The organism is Halomonas zincidurans B6, assembly GCF_000731955.1.
In the GTDB taxonomy this organism is placed as follows: Bacteria; Pseudomonadota; Gammaproteobacteria; order Pseudomonadales; family Halomonadaceae; genus Modicisalibacter; species Modicisalibacter zincidurans.
In genome coordinates this window covers 2,548,358-2,568,874 of record NZ_JNCK01000001.1, presented here as the reverse complement: position 1 = coordinate 2,568,874, position 20,517 = coordinate 2,548,358, and the positions used below count along the sequence as shown (strand labels likewise).

18 protein-coding genes are annotated in these 20,517 nt (G+C 66.6%); 16 read left to right on the top strand and 2 right to left on the bottom strand.

Annotated features, from left to right (window positions below):
• Positions 1 to 19: 19 nt before the first annotated feature.
• Both HALZIN_RS0112020 and HALZIN_RS0112015 read left to right on the top strand, forming a co-directional pair.
• Positions 20 to 913 (top strand): alpha/beta fold hydrolase, encoded by an 894-nt coding sequence (locus HALZIN_RS0112020; RefSeq protein ID WP_051907498.1) that lies wholly within the window; start codon positions 20 to 22, stop codon positions 911 to 913.
• An 11-nt stretch (positions 914 to 924) separates the two neighbouring features.
• Positions 925 to 2,031: a patatin-like phospholipase family protein gene (locus tag HALZIN_RS0112015; RefSeq protein WP_084173556.1), complete on the top strand. Its 1,107-nt coding sequence runs from the start codon at positions 925 to 927 to the stop codon at positions 2,029 to 2,031.
• 25 nt (positions 2,032 to 2,056) lie between these two features.
• On the opposite strand, the gene HALZIN_RS0112010 is transcribed toward HALZIN_RS0112015, so the two are convergent.
• Positions 2,057 to 2,632 (bottom strand): Smr/MutS family protein, encoded by a 576-nt coding sequence (locus HALZIN_RS0112010; RefSeq protein WP_031384452.1) that lies wholly within the window; start codon positions 2,630 to 2,632, stop codon positions 2,057 to 2,059.
• Positions 2,633 to 2,824: 192 nt separating this feature from the next.
• Between HALZIN_RS0112010 and prmB the strand changes: the two genes are divergently transcribed.
• The 5 genes from prmB to phaC all read left to right on the top strand — a co-directional run bounded on the left by prmB (position 2,825) and on the right by phaC (position 8,063).
• Positions 2,825 to 3,766: a 50S ribosomal protein L3 N(5)-glutamine methyltransferase gene (gene prmB, locus HALZIN_RS0112005; protein ID WP_031384451.1), complete on the top strand. Its 942-nt coding sequence runs from the start codon at positions 2,825 to 2,827 to the stop codon at positions 3,764 to 3,766.
• A 36-nt stretch (positions 3,767 to 3,802) separates the two neighbouring features.
• Positions 3,803 to 4,888 carry a chorismate synthase gene (gene aroC / locus HALZIN_RS0112000; RefSeq protein WP_031384450.1) on the top strand — a complete coding sequence of 362 codons (1,086 nt, stop codon included), beginning with the start codon at positions 3,803 to 3,805 and terminating at the stop codon, positions 4,886 to 4,888.
• A gap of 146 nt (positions 4,889 to 5,034) precedes the next feature.
• Positions 5,035 to 5,385 carry a hypothetical protein gene (locus HALZIN_RS0111995; RefSeq protein WP_031384449.1) on the top strand — a complete coding sequence of 117 codons (351 nt, stop codon included), beginning with the start codon at positions 5,035 to 5,037 and terminating at the stop codon, positions 5,383 to 5,385.
• Between the two features lie 117 nt (positions 5,386 to 5,502).
• Entirely contained in the window at positions 5,503 to 5,976 is a 474-nt protein-coding gene (locus tag HALZIN_RS0111990; RefSeq protein WP_031384448.1) for a phasin family protein, read from the top strand.
• A 275-nt stretch (positions 5,977 to 6,251) separates the two neighbouring features.
• Complete coding sequence (gene phaC, locus HALZIN_RS0111985) at positions 6,252 to 8,063, top strand: class I poly(R)-hydroxyalkanoic acid synthase (protein ID WP_422723646.1); 1,812 nt, start codon at positions 6,252 to 6,254, stop codon at positions 8,061 to 8,063.
• A gap of 14 nt (positions 8,064 to 8,077) precedes the next feature.
• On the opposite strand, the gene HALZIN_RS0111980 is transcribed toward phaC, so the two are convergent.
• Positions 8,078 to 8,953: a LysR family transcriptional regulator gene (locus tag HALZIN_RS0111980; RefSeq protein WP_031384446.1), complete on the bottom strand. Its 876-nt coding sequence runs from the start codon at positions 8,951 to 8,953 to the stop codon at positions 8,078 to 8,080.
• 216 nt (positions 8,954 to 9,169) lie between these two features.
• Between HALZIN_RS0111980 and leuC the strand changes: the two genes are divergently transcribed.
• The 9 genes from leuC (at position 9,170) to trpA (ending at position 20,499) form a co-directional block, all read left to right on the top strand.
• Positions 9,170 to 10,609 (top strand): 3-isopropylmalate dehydratase large subunit, encoded by a 1,440-nt coding sequence (gene leuC, locus HALZIN_RS0111975; RefSeq protein ID WP_031384445.1) that lies wholly within the window; start codon positions 9,170 to 9,172, stop codon positions 10,607 to 10,609.
• Between the two features lie 3 nt (positions 10,610 to 10,612).
• Complete coding sequence (leuD, locus tag HALZIN_RS0111970) at positions 10,613 to 11,260, top strand: 3-isopropylmalate dehydratase small subunit (RefSeq protein ID WP_031384444.1); 648 nt, start codon at positions 10,613 to 10,615, stop codon at positions 11,258 to 11,260.
• Positions 11,261 to 11,663: 403 nt separating this feature from the next.
• Positions 11,664 to 12,743 (top strand): 3-isopropylmalate dehydrogenase, encoded by a 1,080-nt coding sequence (gene leuB / locus HALZIN_RS0111965; protein ID WP_031384443.1) that lies wholly within the window; start codon positions 11,664 to 11,666, stop codon positions 12,741 to 12,743.
• Positions 12,744 to 12,906: 163 nt separating this feature from the next.
• A complete protein-coding gene (gene asd, locus HALZIN_RS0111960; RefSeq protein ID WP_031384442.1) occupies positions 12,907 to 14,019 on the top strand; it encodes an aspartate-semialdehyde dehydrogenase in 1,113 nt (370 codons plus the stop codon).
• A 205-nt stretch (positions 14,020 to 14,224) separates the two neighbouring features.
• Positions 14,225 to 16,618: a type IV pilus assembly protein FimV gene (locus HALZIN_RS0111955; RefSeq protein WP_031384441.1), complete on the top strand. Its 2,394-nt coding sequence runs from the start codon at positions 14,225 to 14,227 to the stop codon at positions 16,616 to 16,618.
• Positions 16,619 to 16,662: 44 nt separating this feature from the next.
• The gene (gene truA / locus HALZIN_RS0111950; protein WP_031384440.1) at positions 16,663 to 17,598 is read left to right on the top strand and encodes a tRNA pseudouridine(38-40) synthase TruA; all 936 of its coding nucleotides are present in this window, start codon (positions 16,663 to 16,665) and stop codon (positions 17,596 to 17,598) included.
• Positions 17,599 to 17,661: 63 nt separating this feature from the next.
• On the top strand, positions 17,662 to 18,282 hold the full coding sequence (locus HALZIN_RS0111945) for a phosphoribosylanthranilate isomerase (protein WP_031384439.1): 621 nt from the start codon (positions 17,662 to 17,664) through the stop codon (positions 18,280 to 18,282).
• 27 nt (positions 18,283 to 18,309) lie between these two features.
• A complete protein-coding gene (trpB, locus tag HALZIN_RS0111940) occupies positions 18,310 to 19,524 on the top strand; it encodes a tryptophan synthase subunit beta (RefSeq protein ID WP_031384438.1) in 1,215 nt (404 codons plus the stop codon).
• Between the two features lie 171 nt (positions 19,525 to 19,695).
• The gene (gene trpA / locus HALZIN_RS0111935; protein ID WP_031384437.1) at positions 19,696 to 20,499 is read left to right on the top strand and encodes a tryptophan synthase subunit alpha; all 804 of its coding nucleotides are present in this window, start codon (positions 19,696 to 19,698) and stop codon (positions 20,497 to 20,499) included.
• Positions 20,500 to 20,517: the final 18 nt, after the last annotated feature.

Sequence of the window (20,517 nt, the reverse complement as noted above, 5' to 3'; positions counted from 1 at the left end):
AATTGCTGAAGGGAATACGATGAAAGCAGCCGAGGAGATCTCATTGGCCGATGGCCGGCTGGCCGGGCTGGCCTGGGGCGAGGCCGGCGCGCCGACCTGGTTGGCGCTGCACGGCTGGCTGGACAATGCGGCGAGCTTTTCGCGCCTGGCGCCGCGACTTGTCGAGGCGCTGGACATTCGCCTGGTGGCGATCGATTTCGCCGGTCACGGTCATTCGGCCCGCTATCCGGCGGGCGTCGACTATGCCATCTGGGACTATACCCACGACGTGCTCGACACGCTCGCCTCGCTGGGCCTCGAGCGCGCCACGCTGCTCGGCCATTCGATGGGCGCCGGGGTCGCCTGCCTGGTGGCCGCGGCCATGCCCGAGCGGGTCGAACGCCTGGTGCTGATCGATGGCTTGGGTACGTTGACCACGCCCAGCGAGGACACCGCGGCGCAACTGCGCAAGGGGCTGGTCGCCCAGCGGCGGCGGCCCTCCTCGTCGCCCCGCTATGCCGACATCGAGAGCGCCATCGCCGCGCGGGTCGGCGGTGGGGTGACGCCCATCGACACGGCGACCGCCGAACCGCTGGTGGCGCGCAACGTGGAGCGGGATGCCCAGGGTGGCTGCCGGTTGCGCACCGATGGCCGGCTGCTGCGTCCTTCGCTGGTACGCTTTTGCCCCGAGCAGACTCTGGCGCTGCTCGGGGCCATCCAGGCACCGACCCTGCTGATCGAGGGCGAGCAGGGCATCCTCGGCGAGCGCAGCTTCGCCCGCCGCGCCCGGCAGGCGCTGATCACACTCGAGCGTCGCGTGCTCCCCGGCGGGCACCATCTGCATCTCGAGCCGGATGCGGTGGTCGCGGTGGCCGCGGCGATCGGTGCGTACAGCGAGGAACCGAACACGGCCGACAGCGCCGAAAGAGCCTGAAGGGGGCGGTCATGAGCAAGCGGGTCGCGCTGGTACTGGGCAGCGGAGGCGCCCGGGGCTATGCGCACATCGGTGTCATCGAGGAGCTCGAGGCGCGCGGCTACGACGTGGTGGCGATCGCCGGCTGCTCGATGGGGGCGGTGATCGGCGGCGTGTATGCTGCCGGCGAGCTCCAGGGCTATCGCGACTGGGTCACCCAGCTCGACTATTTCGACGTCCTGCGGCTGGTCGACGTGACCTGGAACCCGATGGGCGCGATGCGCGCCAGCAAGGTAATGATGCGCATCTCGAAACTGGTCGGCGATACCCGGATCGAGGACCTGCCGATCCCGTTGACCACGGTAGCCACCGATATCGGTCGTCAGCGCGAAGTATGGTTCCAGAGCGGGCCGCTGTTGCAGGCGATCCGCGCCTCCATCGCCGTGCCCGGCATCATCACCCCGGTGCATATCGGTGATCAGGTGCTGGTCGACGGCGGTTTGCTGAATCCACTGCCGATCATTCCCACCGTTTCCGCCCAGGCCGACCTGATCCTGGCGGTCAATGCCACTGCCCAGACCCACAAGCCGGTGACCCTGGAAGAACTGCTGCCGCCCGCCGAGGCCGCCGAGGAGCAGCAGCGCGAAGCCGAGCGCGATGCTAGAGGGCAGGGCCTCTCGTTCTGGCTCAACGGTATGCGCAGCCGCGCCCAGCGCCTGTTCGTCAACGACAACGAGCCGGCCAGCGAGAACGCCAGTGAAAACCAAGGCGGCACCCGCGCCGCCGAGCGTGCCTGGAGCAAGCTCGACATCATGCTGACCTCGTTCGAGATCACCCAGGCGGCGTTGGCCAAGTACAAGATCGCCGGCTATCCGCCGGACGTACTGGTCGAGATTCCCAAGACGGTATGCAGCGCCTACGAGTTTCATCGTGCCGAGGCGTTGATCTGTCTGGGCCGTCATCTGGCCGCCCAGGCCCTGGACCGTTACGAGGGCAAGCGCGACCTGACGGTGGCGACCGGCGAAGCGCTCGAAGCGCGACGTCATCCGAGCGTGACGCACGAGCCTTCGACGGCTCCGGCCGAGAAGGCGAGTCCCGCAGGCGTGCCGAACGCGCGCAACAAGCGAAATAAGCAATAGATAGTCGTGAGTACCGGCGGCGGGCTCAGAGCTCCTTGCCGCGCCGGCGCAGCAGCACGTAGACCGCGCCGGTGCCGCCGTCGGCGTCGCGTGCCGAGCAGAACGCCAGTACGCTGGGCCACTCGCGCAGCCAGGCATTGACGTGACTCTTGATCACCGGGTAGTCGGCCATTCCGCTCCAGGCCTTGCCATGCACCACCAGCACGCAGCGCAACCGATCGGCGCGTGCGTCGTGGAGGAAACGTTCGAGCTGCTCGCGGGCTTCGTCGAGGGTGTAGCCATGCAGGTCGAGCCCGGCCTGCCAGTCGATCTGGCCGCGCTTGAGGGCGCTGTGGGTGCGGTAGGGGAGATCGGCGACGGCGAAATCCAGCGGCGTACTCGGGCGAACCGGTTCGACGCGCCCGTCGCTGGTACGGCTTTGCGGGGCGTCGGCCGCCGCCGAGATAGCTGCTTCGCGTCTCGCCGCCAAGCGTTGGGTGTCGTCGCGCCGCGGCTTGCCGGGGTCGGCGCGATCGCTGATCAGGCGCTGCACGCCGGCTTCCTTCAGGGCCTGGCGAAACAGCGCGACCTCCTCCTCGGGCGGGCTGCGCCGACGGCTCATGCGACACTCTCTCCAATGGCGGGTGATGGGGCGAAGCGAGCGCCCAGTATAGCGGCTGAGGCGCGACTGTGAAGCGCGGCGCGGGGCAGGTACAATCGTCGTCAACCAGCCTTACCCAGTACCAGCACAGGACGACGCGTGACCGCTCCCCGTAACGCCTCCCCCAATCCGGGCGAAGGCCCGCCGGCCGCAATCCGCTCGGCCGATACCACCCTGACGCTCGACGATGCGCAACTCGCCGCGCAGCTTTATACGCTGCGCGACTGCCTGCGCTGGGCGACCAGCGAATTTCATGTGCAACGCCTGCACTTCGGGCATGGCACGGCGAGCGCCTGGGACGAGGCGGTGGCGCTCACGCTCGGTGCGCTGCACCTGCCCTGGGACGTCGACCCGGCAGTGCTCGACGCGCGGCTGCTCGACATCGAGCGCAAGCGGATCGTCGCGCTGGTACGGGCGCGCATCGAGACCCGAAAACCCTTGCCCTACCTGCTCGGCGAGGCGTTCTTCGCCGGTCAGCCGTTCACCGTCGACGAGCGGGTGCTGATTCCGCGCTCGCCGATCGCCGAGCTGATCGAGCACGACTTCGCCGCCTGGTTCCCCGAGACGCCGCCGGCGCGCATCCTCGATCTGTGCACCGGCTCGGGCTGCATCGGCATCGCCAGCGCGCTGTACATGCCCACCGCCGAGGTCGACCTGGCCGATGTCAGCGCCGAGGCGCTGGCGGTGGCCAAGATCAATATCACCCGTCACGAGGTCGGCGATCGCGTCAGGGCGGTACTCTCCGACCTGTTCGATGGCCTCGAAGGCCGGCGCTATGACCTGATCGTCGTCAATCCGCCCTATGTCGATGCCCGCGATCTGGCGGGCATGCCCGCCGAGTTCCGTCACGAGCCGGCCGTGGCGCTGGGCGCCGGGGCCGACGGTCTGGACATCGTGCGTCGCCTGCTGCGCGAGGCGCGCGGGCACCTCAACGACGACGGCGTGCTGATCGTCGAGGTCGGCAACTCCGATCGTCATCTGGAAGCCGCCTACCCCGAGGTGCCGTTCCTGTGGCTGGAATTCGAGCGCGGCGGTCACGGTGTGTTCGCGCTGACCGCCGGCGAGCTCGATGAGCATGCCGCCCGTTTCGTCTGATTCCGTTTCGCCCGACTCCATTTCGAGGATCGCTGCATGTCCGGCAACACCTTCGGCAAGCTGTTCACCGTAACCACCTTCGGCGAGAGCCATGGCCCGGCGCTGGGCGCCATCGTCGACGGCTGCCCGCCGGGGCTGGCCTTGAGCGAAGCCGACCTGCAGCGCGATCTCGACCGTCGGCGTCCGGGCTCGTCGCGGCATACCACTCAGCGCCGCGAGCCCGATCAGGTACGCATCCTCTCGGGGGTGTTCGAAGGCGAGACCACCGGCACGCCGATCGGTCTGATGATCGAGAATACCGATCAGCGCTCCAAGGACTACTCGAACATCAAGGACCAGTTCCGTCCGGCGCATGCCGACTATACCTATCACCACAAGTACGGCCGTCGCGACTATCGCGGCGGCGGCCGCTCGAGTGCCCGCGAGACCGCGATGCGGGTCGCCGCCGGGGCGATCGCCAAAAAGTACCTGGCCAGCCAGGGCATCGTGGTGCGCGGCTACATGAGTCAGCTCGGCCGGATCGTCATCGACTTCAAGTCCTGGGACGGCGTCGACGACAATCCCTTCTTCTGTCCCGACCCGGCCAAGCTGCCCGAGCTCGAGGCGTTCATGGATCAGCTGCGCCGCGATCAGGATTCGGTCGGCGCCAGGATCAGCGTGGTCGCCGAGGGTATGCCGGTGGGCCTGGGCGAGCCGGTCTTCGACCGCCTGGATGCCGAGCTGGCGCATGGCCTGATGAGCATCAACGCGGTCAAGGGCGTGGAGATCGGCGACGGTTTCGCCGCCATCGCCCAGCGCGGCAGCGAACATCGCGACGAGATGACGCCCGAGGGCTTCCTTTCCAATCACGCCGGCGGCGTGCTCGGGGGAATCAGCTCGGGCCAGGCATTGATCGCGCATCTGGCGCTCAAGCCGACCTCGAGCATCACCCGGCCGGGGCGTTCGATCGACACTCACGGCAACCCCGTCGAGGTCGTCACCAAGGGCCGTCACGATCCCTGCGTGGGCATTCGCGCCACGCCGATTGCCGAAGCGATGATGGCGCTGACTTTGATGGATCATCTGCTGCGCCATCGCGCCCAGAATACCGGCGTCTCGGTGGCGACGCCGCGCTTGAGCTGAGCTGACCGGGCCATGCGTCGGTGCTCACCGGCGCCTGGCTATCCATGGCCGTTCATTGCCCCGACTTCCTGGCACTGCTTTTGCCGACCGGCGACGGCGGATTGCCTGCTACACTCAAATCGACACGTTCCGACTTGAGTCCTGCCATGAAGATAAACGTCGAATTCGACATGACCCCGGCCGAGTTTCGTCAGGCGCTGGGGTTGCCCGATGTCGATGCCTTTCAGCGCGAGATGATGTCGCGCATTCAGCAGCAGATGGAAGCCGGCGTCGAAGGTTACGACCCGTGGAATCTGATGCAGCCCTTCCTGCAGCAGGGCATGACTCAGGGCATGACCCACTTCGGCAATTACCAGCAGATGATGCTGGATATGTTGCGCAAGGCGGGCAGCCCGTCTTCCGCCGAGAAGGCGTCAACCGACGACAAGGCGGGCGGTTCGGCCAATCGCTCTTCCGCCACTGCGTCGGCGAGCTCGCGGCAGAACCGCAAGTCGTGAGCGTAGGTCTATTGCAAGTTGGCATGTGGCCGGCTACGCTTTGTGCGGCGCAGCATACGACCTGTGCTCTATAGCCGCGCCAACCTGTCTACGCCGTTCCTCCAGGAGGGATTCGAGATGCAGCAAGACAAGATGTTCAATAGCTTTGCCGACCAGGCCAAGAGCTTCTTCGAGCCGATGCGCAAGATCAACGGCATGATGCTGGATAACATGGAAAAGATGACCCAGTACCAGCTCGAGTCGATGAAGCGCTACACTCAGATGGGTACCGAGCGCATGCGCGCCGCCTCGGAGATCCAGAGCGCCGATGACCTGCGCGACTTCACGACGCGCCAGGCCGAGCTGATGAACGAGCTCTCCCAGCAGATGATCGAAGATGCGCGGGCCATGACCGAGTTGAGCATGTCGTTCAGGAACGAACTGGAACAGAGCCTCAGCGAAGCCGGCCAGAAGGCCGCCGATCAGGCCAACCAGACCGCCAAGGCGGCGAGCGAGTCGGCCAAGTCGGCTACCGAATCGGCATCCGCCAAGTCGACCGCTACCGGCTCCTCCAGCAGTTCCAGCAGCAGCTCGTCACGCAAGTCCAGCTGACGCTGCAAGCGGGCCGGGTTTCGTACCCGGCCCGCTTGTTCGAGCCTGGTGGGCGTTGTCGTCAACCGGTCGGCTCTGCGTCCTTCGCCGGCATCGGCGACCAATGCGCGTCCCGTCGCTGGCGATGAGCATTATAGAAACGCCGTACAGAATCCCGAGGAGGTTGCATGGCATCAGAGTGGTCGAGTGGAGAGTGGCCGAGTGAGTGGAAGGCATTGGCCGACCCGCAGCTGACGGCTCAGTTGGAAGCGATCGGCTTGGAATACCAGACTCTGATGGGAGAGATGATCGAGCGGATCTGGCCGAGCGAGGCTGCCTCCGCCATCTACGCGGACATGCAGCAGAGCGTTCGTGCTGGCGCCGAAGCGTTGGCCGGCAGGCCCGAAGCGCTCTATCAGGCACAGCTGCATGCTGCCGAGGCGCAGTGGCAGATCTGGCAGCAGGCCATGCGGGATTTGGCCGGCGATGGCGATACCGGGCGGCTGGTCGTCGAGCCCGACCCCAAGGATCGTCGCTTCAAGGATGACGCCTGGCGGCAGGATCCCTTCTATCGCTTCGTGCTTCAGCAATACCTGGTTTTCGCCCAGTGGGTCGAGTCGCTGGTCGAGAGCGTCGACGCTCTCGACGACAAACAGCAGCAGAACCTGGCGTTCTACGCCCGACAATATGTCAGCGCCATGTCGCCGAGCAATTTCGTCACCACCAACCCCGAGGTGATGCGCATCACCCGCGAGACCCAGGGCCAGAACCTGGTCGACGGACTCAAGCGGCTGCGCGATGACCTGGCCAATTCCGCCGAAGGGCTCAACGTGGCGATGACCGATCGCGAGGCCTTTCATATCGGCGAGAACATCGCCGTCACTCCCGGCGACGTGATCTACGAGAACGAACTGATCCAGTTGATCCAGTACGCGCCGACCACCGAGCAGGTGTTCAAGACGCCGCTGCTGGTGGTTCCGCCGTGGATCAACAAGTACTACATACTCGATCTGCGCTCGGACAACTCGCTGATGCGCTGGCTGGTCGATCAGGGCCATACGGTGTTTTTGATCTCGTGGCGCAATCCCGGCCCCGAGCAGCGCGACCTGACCTGGGCCGATTACATGCAGTTGGGGCCGATCGCCGCCATGGGCGCGATCGAGCAGGCCTGCGGCGAGAAATCGGTGAACCTCATGAGCTACTGTGTGGGCGGCACGCTCGCCGCCTCGACGGTGGCCTACCTGACCAGCACCCGGCGGGCGCGCAAGGTGCGCTCGGTCAGCTACCTGGCGACGCTGCAGGATTTTCGTGATCCCGGCGAGATCGGCGTGTTCATCAACGAGCCGATACTGCAGGGCCTTGAACGCCAGCTCGAGGCCGATGGCTATCTCGACGGCCGGGTCATGGCGTTCTCCTTCAACCTGCTGCGCGAGAACGACCTGTTCTGGTCGTTCTTTGTCAACAATTATCTCAAGGGCGAGACGCCGGCGGCGTTCGACCTGCTGTACTGGAATACCGACGGCACCAACCTGACGGCGGCGACCCACGGCTGGTACCTGCGCACCATGTACCTGGAAAACCGCCTGGTCGAGCCGGGTGGCATCGAGCTCGATGGCGTCAGGATCGACCTGCGCAAGATCTCCACGCCGAGCTATTTCGTTTCGGCGCGCGACGATCATATCGCCAAGTGGAACTCGACCTACTACGGCACGCAATATCCCAAGGGGCCGGTGACCTTCGTGCTGGGCGGCTCGGGGCACATCGCCGGCATCGTCAATCCGCCGCACAAGAACAAGTATGGCTACTGGACCAACGACGAGCTTCCGCCGACCCCCGAGGAATGGTTCGCCGGCGCTACCCACAACGAGGGTTCCTGGTGGCCGCACTGGCAGGCGTGGATGGTCGACAACGGGTATGCCAATGCCAGCAAGAAAGTACCCGCGCGGAATCCGGGCGATGGCGAGCTGAAGCCGATCGAGCCGGCGCCGGGGCGTTACGTGCGCCAGTCGATCCCCCAGGTGCTGGGAATGCTCGCGGACGCCGAGGCCCACGACGAGGACGCCGTCGCCGAATCCAGCGGCGCCGAACTCGGCCAGGCAACGCAGTGACCGGGCGAGCCGGATCAGCTTCCGGCCGCCTCGTCGAGCAGGGCCAGCATCGAGCGGGCGGCGTTGGACAGTGTGCGGCTCTTGTGCGCGATGTAGCCCAGCGGGCGCTCGATCGGCCGGTGCGCGATCGGCAGCACGGTGACCTCGTCATCGATCAGCGATTCCGGCAACACGCTCCAGCCCAGCCCGATGGCCACCATCATCTTGAGGGTCTCGAGATAGTTGGTGGACAGCGCCACGTCGACCTTGAGCCCCTCGCGGGCGAAGGTCTCGACCACGATCCCGCGGGTGAAGGTCAGGTGACCCGGGAGCACCGCATCGAAGCCGGTCAGCGCCGCTAGCGAGAGCGTGCGCTGCCCGGCGAGCGGATGATCGTTGCCGCACACGAAGCGCAACTGATCGACCCATACCGGTACCACCGTGAGCTGCGGATCCGGCGACGGCGCCAGCGTCACCACCGCAATCTCCAGTTCGCCGTCCAGCACCCCTTGATAAGCCTGCTCCGAGTCGAGAAAGCGCATGTCCATGCGCACGTCGGGGTGCGCCTGGGTATACGCCTTGAGCAGCGGCGGCAGGCGATGCAGGCCGATGTGATGGCTGGTGGCCATGGTCAGGCTGCCGCCGACGTCGCCGGCCAGGTTGGCCAGGGCGCGGCGGCTGTCGTCGACCATCACCAGGATCTCGCGCGCTCGCGGCAGCAGCAGTCGGCCGGCCTCGGTCAGCGAGACGCGGCGGGCGATGCGATCGAACAGCCGCACGCCGAGCTGATCCTCGAGGGTGGCAATGCGCTTGCTGACTGCCGGCTGGGTCAGGTAGAGCGTCTCGGCGGCCAGCGAGAAGGAGCCGTGATCGGCCACGGCGACGAATGCCTGCAGACTCTGAGTATCCATGCCACCATTCCATTTTGGAATTCAAGGAATAAATAACATGAATTGCATTCATGGGTAAGGGGCCATTAACCTTGGGTACAGCAAGGCACCGCCCCCGTGAAGTACATGAAATAGATCAAGCAAGAGTGCCGCTACTCAGAATCAGGACCGACTGACAAACAGATCGACTAACGGCGCCGCGGCGCCCGGGCTCGAAGAGCACGCTGGAGGAGACCCATGGCAGGCCAGACCCTTTACGACAAGTTGTGGTCGCAGCACCTGGTCAAGCAGCGCGACGACGGCAGCGCGCTGATCTACATCGATCGTCACCTGCTGCACGAGGTGACCTCGCCGCAGGCCTTCGAGGGGCTGCGCCTGGCCAAGCGCAAGCCATGGCGGCTGGACGCCAATCTGGCGACGCCGGATCACAACGTGCCGACTACGCTGCTCGAGCGTGCCGAAGGCAACGCCGGCATCAAGGACCCGGTGTCGCTGATCCAGGTCCAGACCCTCGACGACAACTGCGAGGCGTTCGGCATCGAGGAGTTCCGCATCAACGACGCCCGCCAGGGCATCGTCCATGTGGTCGGCCCCGAGCAGGGCGCCACGCTGCCGGGGATGACGGTGGTCTGCGGCGATTCGCACACTGCCACCCACGGCGCCTTCGCGGCGCTGGCCCATGGTATCGGCACCTCCGAGGTGGAGCACGTGCTGGCCACCCAGTGCCTGCTGGCGCAGAAGATGAACAACCTGCGGGTGCGCGTCGAGGGCCAGTTGGGCACCGGCGTCACCGCCAAGGACATCGTGCTCGCGGTGATCGGGCGCATCGGTACCGCCGGCGGCACCGGCTACGCCATCGAGTTCGCCGGCAGCGCGATCCGCGAGTTGTCGATGGAAGGCCGCATGACCATCTGCAACATGGCCATCGAGGCCGGCGCTCGGGTCGGCCTGGTGGGCGTCGACGACACTACCATCGACTACCTGCGCAAGCGTCCTTACGCCCCCGCGGGCGAGCTCTGGGACGCCGCGGTGGCCGACTGGCGCACGCTGGTCTCGGACGACGATGCGGTGTTCGACAAGGAGGTGATGCTCGACGCCGCCGAAATCGCGCCGCAGGTCACCTGGGGCACCAGTCCCGAGATGGTCGCGGCGATCACCGGAACGGTCCCCGACCCCGACGCCGAGGCCGACGAGACCGTGCAGGGCGGCATTCGCCGCGCATTGACCTACATGGGCCTGGCGCCGCGCCAGAAGATCGCCGACATCCGCCTCGACAAGGTATTCATCGGCTCGTGCACCAACTCGCGCATCGAGGACCTGCGCGAGGCGGCCCGTGTGGCGCGCGGCGGCAAGGTGGCCGATTCGATCAAGCTGGCGATGGTCGTGCCGGGATCGGGACTGGTCAAGCGCCAGGCCGAGGCCGAGGGGCTCGACAGGATCTTCATCGAGGCCGGCTTCGAGTGGCGCGAGCCGGGCTGCTCGATGTGCCTGGCAATGAACGCCGACAAGCTCGAGTCCGGCGAACATTGCGCCTCGACCTCGAACCGCAACTTCGAGGGCCGCCAGGGCTACGGCGGGCGCACCCATCTGGTCAGCCCGGCGATGGCCGCCGCCGCCGCGTTGGCCGGGCATTTCGTCGACGTTCGCGAATTCCACGCCCAGCCGCAGGAGGCCTGAACCATGCACGCACTGAAACAGCACCAGGGCCTGGTGGCGCCGCTCGATCGCGCCAACGTCGATACCGACCTGATCATTCCCAAGCAGTTTCTCAAGTCGATCAAGCGCACCGGTTTCGGCCCCAACCTGTTCGACGAGCTGCGCTACCTGGACGAGGGCTACCCGGGTCAGGATGCGAGCCAGCGCCCGCTCAATCCGGAGTTCGTCCTCAACCAGTCGCGCTATCAGGGCGCCAGCGTGCTGCTCGCCCGACGCAACTTCGGTTGCGGCAGCTCCCGCGAGCACGCGCCCTGGGCGCTCGAGGACTTCGGCTTCCGGGTGGTCATCGCGCCGAGCTTCGCCGACATCTTCTACAACAACGCCTTCAAGAACGGCATCCTGTTGATTCCTCTCGACGAAGCCACCGTCGAGCGGCTGTTCCGGGCCGTCGAAGCCAACGAAGGCTATCGACTGGCCGTCGATCTCGAGGCACAGAGCGTCACCACGCCGGACGGCGAGGTGCTGCACTTCGAGGTCGATGCCTTCCGCAAGCATTGCCTGCTCAACGGCCTCGACGACATCGGCCTGACGCTCGAGCACGAGGACGCGATCCGCGACTTCGAGCAGCGTCATCGCGCCGAGCGGCCGTGGCTGTTTCGCCAGGCGGGCTGACTCTTGTCGCGCCGCACGACGGCACATAACCACAACGCTGGACGCACTTAGGGCCTGTTGACGTTTCGTCGCGGTCGCGACGGAGGTCCATTGGGTGCAGAACAAGGCGTGAGGAGCATGGTTGGGTTATTCCCAATGAGCGACGAGCAACGCAGTGCTGCACCCAATGGACCCCGTCCCTTCGGGTTGCGCGTCAAAGGACGCCATGCGGCGTTGCGGGCCTTGGCAAGGGAACAACCATTGCCTGCGCCCCGCGCCTTGCCTGGCGCCCTTTGGCGCAGCAACGCGGCTCGCGCCGAAACGTCAACAGGTCCTAGGACACCGCCATGGCGGTCGCGCAGGGACAGCGCCTCTTTCACGAACGCCCGGGCTCGCGAAGCGCCGGGCACGCTAGGAAACGCTCATGAGTCGCAAGATTCTCGTTCTGCCGGGCGATGGCATCGGCCCGGAAATCACCGCCGAGGCGGTCAAGGTGCTCGATGTCTGCCGCGTGCAGGGCCTCGATGTGACCCTCGAAGAGGGGCTGGTCGGCGGCGCCGGCTACGACGCCTTCGGCGCGCCGCTACCGGCGGCGACTCTCGACAAGGCCAGGACCGCCGACGCGGTGCTGCTGGGCGCCGTCGGCGGCCCCAAGTGGGATGGCCTGGAAGATATCGGCAAGCGCCCCGAGCAGGGCCTGCTGGGCCTGCGCAAGGAGCTCAACCTGTTCGGCAACCTGCGCCCGGCGATTCTCTACCCGCAGCTCGCCGAGGCCTCGAGCCTCAAGCCCGAGATCGTCTCGGGGCTCGACATCATGATCGTGCGCGAACTCACCGGCGGCATCTATTTCGGTCAGCCGCGCGGCATCGAGGAACGTGACGGCCAGCGCGTGGGCTTCAATACCTACGTCTATTCCGAGGCCGAGATCGAGCGCATCGGCCGGGTGGCCTTCGAGATGGCCGGCAAGCGCGGCAACAAGCTGTGCAGCGTCGACAAGGCCAACGTGCTCGAGGTCACCATGCTGTGGCGCGAGGTGATCAATCGTCTGGCGCCGGAGTATCCCGACGTCGAGCTCTCGCACATGTACGTCGACAACGCCGCCATGCAGCTGGTGCGCGCGCCGAAGCAGTTCGACGTGATCGTCACCGGCAACATGTTCGGCGACATCCTCTCCGATGCCGCGGCGATGCTCACCGGCTCGATCGGCATGCTGCCCTCGGCGTCGCTCAACGAGCATGGCCAGGGCATGTACGAACCGTGCCACGGCAGCGCGCCGGACATCGCCGGCCAGGGGCTGGCCAACCCGCTGGCGACGATCCTCTCGGTGGCCATGCTGCTGCGCTACAGCCTCGACGAGAACGCCCTGGCGTTGCGTATCGAGCGTGCCGTGGGGCGGGTGCTCGACCAGGGCCTGCGCACTGCCGACATCGCCTACCCGGGCACGCGTCAGGTGACCACCGCCGAGATGGGCGACGCCGTGGTGACGGCCTTTCACGAAGGCTAGTCGATCACCAGGCTAACCGGACGCGATCGCCCCGGCGAAGCGGGCGTCGGGCCGATTTGTTAGAATGAAGCCTGCTCGCCCAGCGTTTTGTCCGGAATCCCGGGTCAGTCACCGCACATAAGTCACCGAACATAAGTTACCGAACACGAGGAGGACCGTTTTCATGTTGAAAGTCGGATTTGTGGGATGGCGGGGCATGGTCGGCTCCGTGCTCATGCATCGCATGCGCGAGACCGATGACTTCACCGGCATCGAGCCGGTGTTCTTCACCACGTCGCAGGTCGGCAAGCCGGGCCCCGACGTGGGCGTCGAGGTTCCGCCGCTCAAGGACGCCTTCGATCTCGACGCGCTCAAGGCGCTCGACGTCATCGTCACCTGCCAGGGCGGCGATTACACCGGCGAGGTCTACCAACCGCTGCGCGAGTCCGGCTGGAAGGGCTACTGGCTCGACGCCGCGAGCACGCTGCGCATGCACGACGATGCGACCATCGTGCTCGACCCGGTCAACCGTCACGTGATCGACGCTCAGCTCGACCGCGGCACGCGGACCTTCGTCGGCGGCAACTGCACCGTCAGCCTGATGCTGATGGGCCTGGGCGGGCTGTTCGAGGCCGACCTGATCGAGTGGATGACCTCGATGACCTACCAGGCGGCCTCCGGCTCCGGCGCCAAGCACATGCGCGAATTGCTCGGCCAGATGGGTTCGCTGCGCGACAGCGTTCAGCACGAGCTCGACGATCCCGCCAGCGCGATCCTCGACATCGATCGCAAGGTCTCCGCGGCGATGCGCGGCGACGATTTCCCGATCGAGAACTTCGGCGCGCCGCTGGCCGGCGGCCTGCTGCCGTGGATCGACAAGGCGATGGACAACGGCCAGAGCAAGGAAGAGTGGAAGGGCGGCGTCGAGACCAACAAGATTCTCGGCCACGGCGCCAACCCGATCCCCATCGACGGTCTGTGCGTGCGGATCGGCGCGATGCGCTCGCATAGCCAGGCATTCACGATCAAATTGAAGCGCGATGTGCCGATAGACGAGATAGAGGATCACATCGCCAAGCACAACGACTGGGTCAAGGTCGTGCCCAACGACAAGCAAGCCACCCTGCGCGAGCTGACGCCGGCAGCGGTCACCGGCACCATGAACGTGCCGGTAGGGCGCCTGCGCAAGCTGGCGATGGGCGGTGAGTACCTGACCGCCTTCTCGGTGGGCGACCAGCTGCTGTGGGGGGCCGCCGAACCGCTCAAGCGGATGCTGGCGATTCTGCGCGAACGCTAAGCTAGCGTTGCTTGGTGAACCGTACCGCGACGCCCCCTTCGGGAGGCGTCGTTGCGTTGAAAGCGGGTGGATCGTGCTGCCGTTTGCCCCATGTTCTGCCGCATTGGGCAAATTTATGGTAATTAAGAATGAGCGGTAATTGAGACAAACAAATGACGTTACCTCTCATGCGGAGGTGGCGCGGCGCCTGGCGCGGGGAGCATCGATGAGACGCACATTATCCTGGGGCACGCTGTTGTCGTTGCTGACGGCCAGCCCCATGGCGTTGGCCCTGGGGCTGGCGGCACCCCGGGTCGAATCCACTCTTGGTGCGCCGTTGCAGGCCAGGTTGCCGCTCACCGATATCGGCGAGCTCGATCCGGGGCTGATCAAGGCGCGTCTTTCCACCGCCGATGCCTTCGCCCGGGCCGGCATCCCGCGCACCTCGCTGGTGGAAAGCGTCAATGCCACGATCGCCCGCGAGTCCGGTGGCTTGACGGTGGTGCTGAGCACTTCCCAGGCCGTGCGCGAGCCCTATCTCAGCCTGCTGCTGACGCTGGAGTGGCCCGGCGGCCAGCAGCGCCAGGAGGTCAACCTGCTGCTCGACCCGCCGGGCTACGCGCAGATGCCGGCGTTGCAACCGGGAACGACTCGCCCGCTGCGCCAGGCGCAAGCGGACGAATCGTCAGCGCCGCCGACGCTCGCGCCTCGCGAGCCCACCGCGCCCGGGCAGATCCGGGTCGCCAGCGGCGACACGCTGTGGGTACTGGCCGATCGCGTGCGCCCCGAAGGGGTGAGCATCGAGCGCATGATGCTGGCCCTGCAGCGGGCCAACCCCGAGGCGTTTCCCGGCGGCAACATCAACCGGTTGAGCGCCGGCGCGACGCTCGACGTGCCCGACCGTCAGGCGATTCTCGCCAGCGGCGAGAATGCCGGTCAGCGCGTTCGGGCCCAGAATCGCCAATGGCAGGCCCAGCGCGGCGGCGAGACCGATCAGCGGCCGGCGACGGCGGGCGAGGAGGCCACCAGGCCCGAGGCAGCGGCAACTGGCGGGGATGGCCCGGAAGACGGCCAATCGCGGCTGACCTTGCTCAACGACACCGTGCTCGACGCGCCGCAGGTTTCGGGCGAGGCCGATGCGGCCCCGGCGGTGCTGCCGGTCGAGGCCCGCGAACGGCTGGCCGAGTTCGAGACGCAGCTCGACGACACCCGCCAGGCTCTGGCCCAGGCAAACGAGCAACGCGACCAGTTGGCCGGCCAGGTCGGCACGCTGCGTGAGGATATCCAGGGCCTGCGTGCGCAGCTGGAAGGGCTGGTGGCGATTCGACAGGCCACCGTCCGCGCTCAGCCGGTGGCGGAGCCCATGCCACGGGTTCAGGCTGAAAAGCCGTCCGCCGAATCGTTCGGTCAGGCTGCCTGGCGTTGGTTCAACGAGAATCTGATGCTGCTGGCCGGCGCGGCACTGGCGCTGCTGCTGGCGCTGTGGGCGGTTGTGCGGCGGCGTTCCCGGCGCGCCGAGGAGGCCACCGACTCGGCCTCGGGTTATACCGCCATGGGTGGCATGGGTGGCATGGGTGGGGGAGCGCCGGGGCGCAACGAGCCATCGATGGTCGAGACGCCGACTGCTCGCCAGATGCCGTCCGAGCCCGCCTCGGCGGTTTCCGCGACCCCGCCCGAGCCGTCGCCGACAGGCTCGCCGCTCGACTCGGCCCCCGAAGCGGAAACCATCAGCGAAGCCGAGATCTATCTCGCCTATGGCCGTTACGACCAGGCTCGCGAGCGCCTGGTACAGAGCCTCGCCGCCGATCCCCAACGTCACGACCTGCGTCTCAAGCTGCTTACTGCCTGCGTGGCGCTGGGCGATCACGACGCGGCCGAACAGGAAGCCGCCTATCTCGATGCCCGCGGCGACGCACAGCAGCGTGCCGAGGCGCGCGAGATCCTCGCACGGCTGGTGCCCGAAGCCTCGGCTGCCACCTCCGAGAGCGAGGCGCCCGACGTCAGTGCAGCGAGTGCGCCGGGCTCCGGCGAGCTTCAGCCGACTTGTCCGCGCGTCGGGCCTCATGCCGAGATGCAGGAAGAAGTGCAGAAAGAGCTGCAAGAGGAGGCACAGGGCGAGGCGCTGTCGGGGCTGGCCGATGCGGCCGTGGCCAGCGGCGTGGATCTGGATGACGGCCGGGTCATCGATTACCGGCCGCCGAGTCTCGACGTCGAGCCCGAACGGCGCGAGCCGGAACTGGGTCAGCCGGTGGTTGATTTTCCCGACGATCCGCTGGGACTCGGCGATTCGTTGTCGGAGATCGACGACGATCATGCCACCCTCGACGATGTCGACCCCGTGGTTCGCGGCGAGTCGTCGCCGATCACCGATACCAGTGGCTGGATCGTCGAAGAGGTGGCATTCGATCCCCTCGATCTGGATAATGAGCGCTCCACGAACCACGCTTCACCGGCGGGTTCGGCGCCCGCCAACGCCGCACAGCAATTGGATCACGCCCGCCAGCGTCTCGATCGCGGCGAGCGCGAGGCGGCTCGCGAGCTGCTTGATCCGTTGCTGGAAGAGCAAGGAACGCTGGTCGCCGATGAAGCGCGGGTGTTGATCGAACGCCACCGCCTGTAGACTTGTAGATTAGTGGTCGGGGTGGCATAACTTGACGGAAGTCGATGCCCCTTTTCGAGTTTCTCGATGATCATCAGCGCCTCGCAGGCCGCCTGGCCATGGCGGTCGAATACGACGGCACGCATTATTGCGGCTGGCAGCGTCTGAAACAGGCGCCGTCGGTCCAGGAAACGCTGGAAACGGCGCTCGGCCGGGTCGCGGCGGCGCCCGTGCAGGTACATTGCAGCGGGCGTACCGATAGTGGCGTGCACGCCACGCGGCAGATCGTGCACTTCGATGCGCCGGCGCCGCGCTCGACCAAGGCCTGGGTCTATGGCGCCAACGCCAACCTGCCGCGCGACATCGCGGTGCGCTGGGTGGCGCCGGTAGCCGCTGACTTCCACGCCCGGTTTTTGGCGCTGGCGCGCCGCTATCGCTACGTGATTCTCAATCAGCCCAGTCGGCCGGTGCTCGAGCGCGCCAACGCGACCTGGTGTCGCGAGCCGCTGAATGCCGGGCGCATGCACGAAGCCGCCCAGGCATTGGTCGGCGAGCATGACTTCTCGAGCTTTCGCGCAGCCGGTTGCCAGTCGAAGTCGGCGACGCGCCACGTGCATTTCATCGAAGTCAAACGTTACGGCACGTTGGTGGTCATCGATATCCAGGCCAACGCGTTTCTCCATCACATGATTCGCAATATCGCCGGAGCGCTGGTCGCGGTGGGGCGCGGCGAGGAGGGTATCGGCTACCTGGCGCACCTGCTGACGCTGCGCGATCGCGCCCAGGGCAATGTCACTGCGCCCGGGTGCGGCCTGCACTTCGTCGACTCGATCTATGACGAGCGCTTCGAGCTGCCCCGCGAGCCACTGGGCCCCAGCATGCTGGGCTTTCTCGGCGAATGGAGCGGTGAGCGCGGGCTGCCGGACTCGCCGATGGTGCGTTATCGGCGCGGCCTGCCGGGGGCGCGGCATCCGGCCAGTATCGATGCCACCAGCAGCTGAGTTCGCAATCGGGCTCGGTCAGCGCCGAAGCGGCTGGCCCGTTGCATTCCAGGGAGACCGACCATGCGCACACGGATAAAGATCTGCGGCCTGACGCGGGAAGCGGACATCGACGTCGCCGTGGCGGCGGGCGCCGATGCGCTGGGCTTCGTGCTCTGGCCGGGTAGCGAGCGGGCGATCGATCCCGACCGCCTCGCGCAGCTGGCGGCGCGGGTGCCGGCCTTCGTCGCCCGGGTCGGGCTGTTCGTCGATCAGGATCCCGAGTTCGTGCGCCGCTGCGCGCCGTATCTGGATCTGATCCAGTTCCACGGCGACGAGCCGCCGGAGGCTTGCCGCCAGGCGCCGCGTGCCTGGATCAAGGCGCTGCGCATGCGCGAGAGCATCGACCTGCACGCTGCTGCCGAGGCCTATCGCGAGGCGCGCGCGCTGCTGCTCGATGCCTATCGGCCGGGCGTGCCGGGCGGGACCGGCGAGGTCTTCGACTGGTCGCGGATCCCCGCAAGCCTGGCAAAACCTGTTATCCTCGCCGGAGGTCTGACGCCCGACAATGTCGGCGAGGCGGTGCGCCGCGTCCGGCCCTTTGCCGTCGACGTTTCAGGCGGCGTCGAGGCCACCCGTGGCATCAAGGATCCCGCCAAGCTGCGCGCTTTCATCGAACACGTGAACCTGACCCCAGAATCCTAAGCCAAGCGACCTTGTGAGGTGTCTTTCGTGACCACGTTCAGCGACCTGACCCGACTGCCCGATGCCCGCGGCCATTTCGGCCCGTACGGCGGCCGGTTCGTTTCGGAGACCCTGAGCTTCGCGCTGGAAGATCTCGAGAAGGCTTATGCGAGCCTTCGCGACGATCCCGATTTTCAGGCGGAATTCGATCGTGACCTGGCCACCTACGTCGGCCGCCCGTCTCCGCTGTATCACGCGCAGCGATGGTCCCGCCAGCTCGGCGGCGCGCAGATCTGGCTCAAGCGCGAGGATCTCAACCACACTGGCGCGCACAAGGTGAACAACACCATCGGTCAGGCGTTGCTTGCCAAGAAGAGCGGCAAGCCGCGGGTGATCGCCGAGACCGGCGCCGGCCAGCACGGCGTCGCCACGGCCACGGTCGCCGCGCGGCTGGGCCTTAAGTGCGACGTCTACATGGGCGCCGAGGACGTGCAGCGCCAGAAGCTCAACGTCTATCGCATGCACCTGCTCGGCGCCAACGTGATTCCGGTCGAGTCCGGCTCGCGGACCCTCAAGGACGCCATGAACGAGGCGCTGCGCGACTGGGTGACCAATGTCGACGACACCTTCTACATCATCGGCACCGTGGCCGGACCGCACCCGTACCCGATGCTGGTGCGCGACTTCAACGCGGTGATCGGCCGCGAGGCGCGCGCGCAGTCGCTCGAGCAGATCGGCCGACTGCCCGATGCGCTGATCGCCTGCGTCGGCGGCGGCTCCAACGCCATGGGGCTGTTCTATCCGTTCGCGGAAGACGCCGAGGTGGCGATGTACGGCGTCGAAGCCGGCGGCGACGGCGTCGACACAGGGCGTCATGCGGCGCCGCTGACCGCCAATGCGCCGACCGGCGTGCTGCACGGCAACCGCACCTACCTGATGTCGGACGAGGGCGGCCAGGTCCTCGAGACGCATTCGATCTCGGCGGGGCTCGATTACCCCGGTGTAGGGCCGGAGCATGCGCTGTGGAAGGACGTCGGCCGCGTCAAGTACGTGGCCGCCAACGACGACAAGGTACTCGAGGCGTTTCGCGAGCTTACCCACATGGAAGGCATCATGCCGGCGCTGGAATCGGCGCATGCGCTGGCCTACGCCAAGCTCCTGGCGCCGACCCTGAGCCCCGACCAGCACATCGTCGTCAACCTGTCCGGGCGTGGCGACAAGGATATCCTGACGGTTGCCAAGATCGATGGCGTCGAATTCTAAAGGCGGGGTTCAAATGGCTGCACTCGACCATACGGCGTTGAAAACACCCTCGTGCGCGAGTCCGATCGAACTGCTCTGTACGCCTTTGTACACTGCGCGTTCCTGGCTGTTTTCGCCTTGTCTGGCCTTCGTTCGCTGCTTTGAACTTTCGCCTTTGAGGGAAAAAAGTTAATGAACCGTATCGACCAACGTTTCGCCGCCCTCAAGGAACAGGGCCGCACCGCGCTGATTCCCTACATCACCGCCGGCGACCCCGGGCCGCAGCACACGGTGGGCTTCATGCACGCGCTGGTGGCGGCCGGCGCCGACGTCATCGAGCTGGGCATGCCGTTCTCGGACCCGATGGCCGATGGCCCGGTGATACAGAAGGCCTGCGAGCGGGCGCTCGAGGCCCGTACTCGGCTGACCGACATTTTCGCCATGGTCGCCGAGTTCCGCCGCGACGACGCCGATACGCCGGTGGTGCTGATGGGCTATCTCAACCCGATCGAGCGGCTCGGTTACGCCGGCTTCGCCGAACAGGCCGCCGCCGCCGGCGTCGACGGCGTGCTGGTCGTCGACATGCCGCCGGAAGAGAGCGACGAGCTCGCGCCGCTGTTCAAGACCCACGGCCTGCAGTCGATCTTTCTGGTCGCCCCTACCACCTCGCGTGCGCGTGCCGCTACAATATGCGCCCACGGTGAAGGGTACCTGTACTACGTTTCCCTCAAGGGGGTGACCGGTGCCGCCACGCTCGACGTCGAAGGCGTCGAGCGTCAGTTGCGCGGCCTGCGCGAATTGACCGAGCTGCCGCTATGCGTCGGCTTCGGGATTCGCGATGGCGCATCGGCCGCCGCCGTGGGGCGCATCGCCGACGGCGTGATCGTCGGTAGCGCCCTGGTTTCGCGCATCGCCGAGCGTGCCGAGCGGCCCGAGACCATCGCCGAGGCGCTCAAGGACGTGCTCGGCGAGATGCGTCAAGCGCTCGATGATTGAGCCGCAGCGGCCCTTCAC

What these genes read in the sequence shown, in the direction of transcription:
- HALZIN_RS0112020 (WP_051907498.1), top strand. Translation starts at nt 20, where the DNA reads ATGAAAGCAGCCGAGGAGATCTCATTGGCCGATGGCCGGCTGGCCGGG.
- HALZIN_RS0112015 (WP_084173556.1), top strand. Translation starts at nt 925, where the DNA reads ATGAGCAAGCGGGTCGCGCTGGTACTGGGCAGCGGAGGCGCCCGGGGC.
- HALZIN_RS0112010 (WP_031384452.1), bottom strand. Translation starts at nt 2,632, where the DNA reads ATGAGCCGTCGGCGCAGCCCGCCCGAGGAGGAGGTCGCGCTGTTTCGC.
- aroC (WP_031384450.1), top strand. Translation starts at nt 3,803, where the DNA reads ATGTCCGGCAACACCTTCGGCAAGCTGTTCACCGTAACCACCTTCGGC.
- HALZIN_RS0111995 (WP_031384449.1), top strand. Translation starts at nt 5,035, where the DNA reads ATGAAGATAAACGTCGAATTCGACATGACCCCGGCCGAGTTTCGTCAG.
- HALZIN_RS0111990 (WP_031384448.1), top strand. Translation starts at nt 5,503, where the DNA reads ATGCAGCAAGACAAGATGTTCAATAGCTTTGCCGACCAGGCCAAGAGC.
- phaC (WP_422723646.1), top strand. Translation starts at nt 6,252, where the DNA reads ATGGGAGAGATGATCGAGCGGATCTGGCCGAGCGAGGCTGCCTCCGCC.
- HALZIN_RS0111980 (WP_031384446.1), bottom strand. Translation starts at nt 8,953, where the DNA reads ATGGATACTCAGAGTCTGCAGGCATTCGTCGCCGTGGCCGATCACGGC.
- leuC (WP_031384445.1), top strand. Translation starts at nt 9,170, where the DNA reads ATGGCAGGCCAGACCCTTTACGACAAGTTGTGGTCGCAGCACCTGGTC.
- leuD (WP_031384444.1), top strand. Translation starts at nt 10,613, where the DNA reads ATGCACGCACTGAAACAGCACCAGGGCCTGGTGGCGCCGCTCGATCGC.
- leuB (WP_031384443.1), top strand. Translation starts at nt 11,664, where the DNA reads ATGAGTCGCAAGATTCTCGTTCTGCCGGGCGATGGCATCGGCCCGGAA.
- asd (WP_031384442.1), top strand. Translation starts at nt 12,907, where the DNA reads ATGTTGAAAGTCGGATTTGTGGGATGGCGGGGCATGGTCGGCTCCGTG.
- HALZIN_RS0111955 (WP_031384441.1), top strand. Translation starts at nt 14,225, where the DNA reads ATGAGACGCACATTATCCTGGGGCACGCTGTTGTCGTTGCTGACGGCC.
- truA (WP_031384440.1), top strand. Translation starts at nt 16,663, where the DNA reads ATGCCCCTTTTCGAGTTTCTCGATGATCATCAGCGCCTCGCAGGCCGC.
- HALZIN_RS0111945 (WP_031384439.1), top strand. Translation starts at nt 17,662, where the DNA reads ATGCGCACACGGATAAAGATCTGCGGCCTGACGCGGGAAGCGGACATC.
- trpA (WP_031384437.1), top strand. Translation starts at nt 19,696, where the DNA reads ATGAACCGTATCGACCAACGTTTCGCCGCCCTCAAGGAACAGGGCCGC.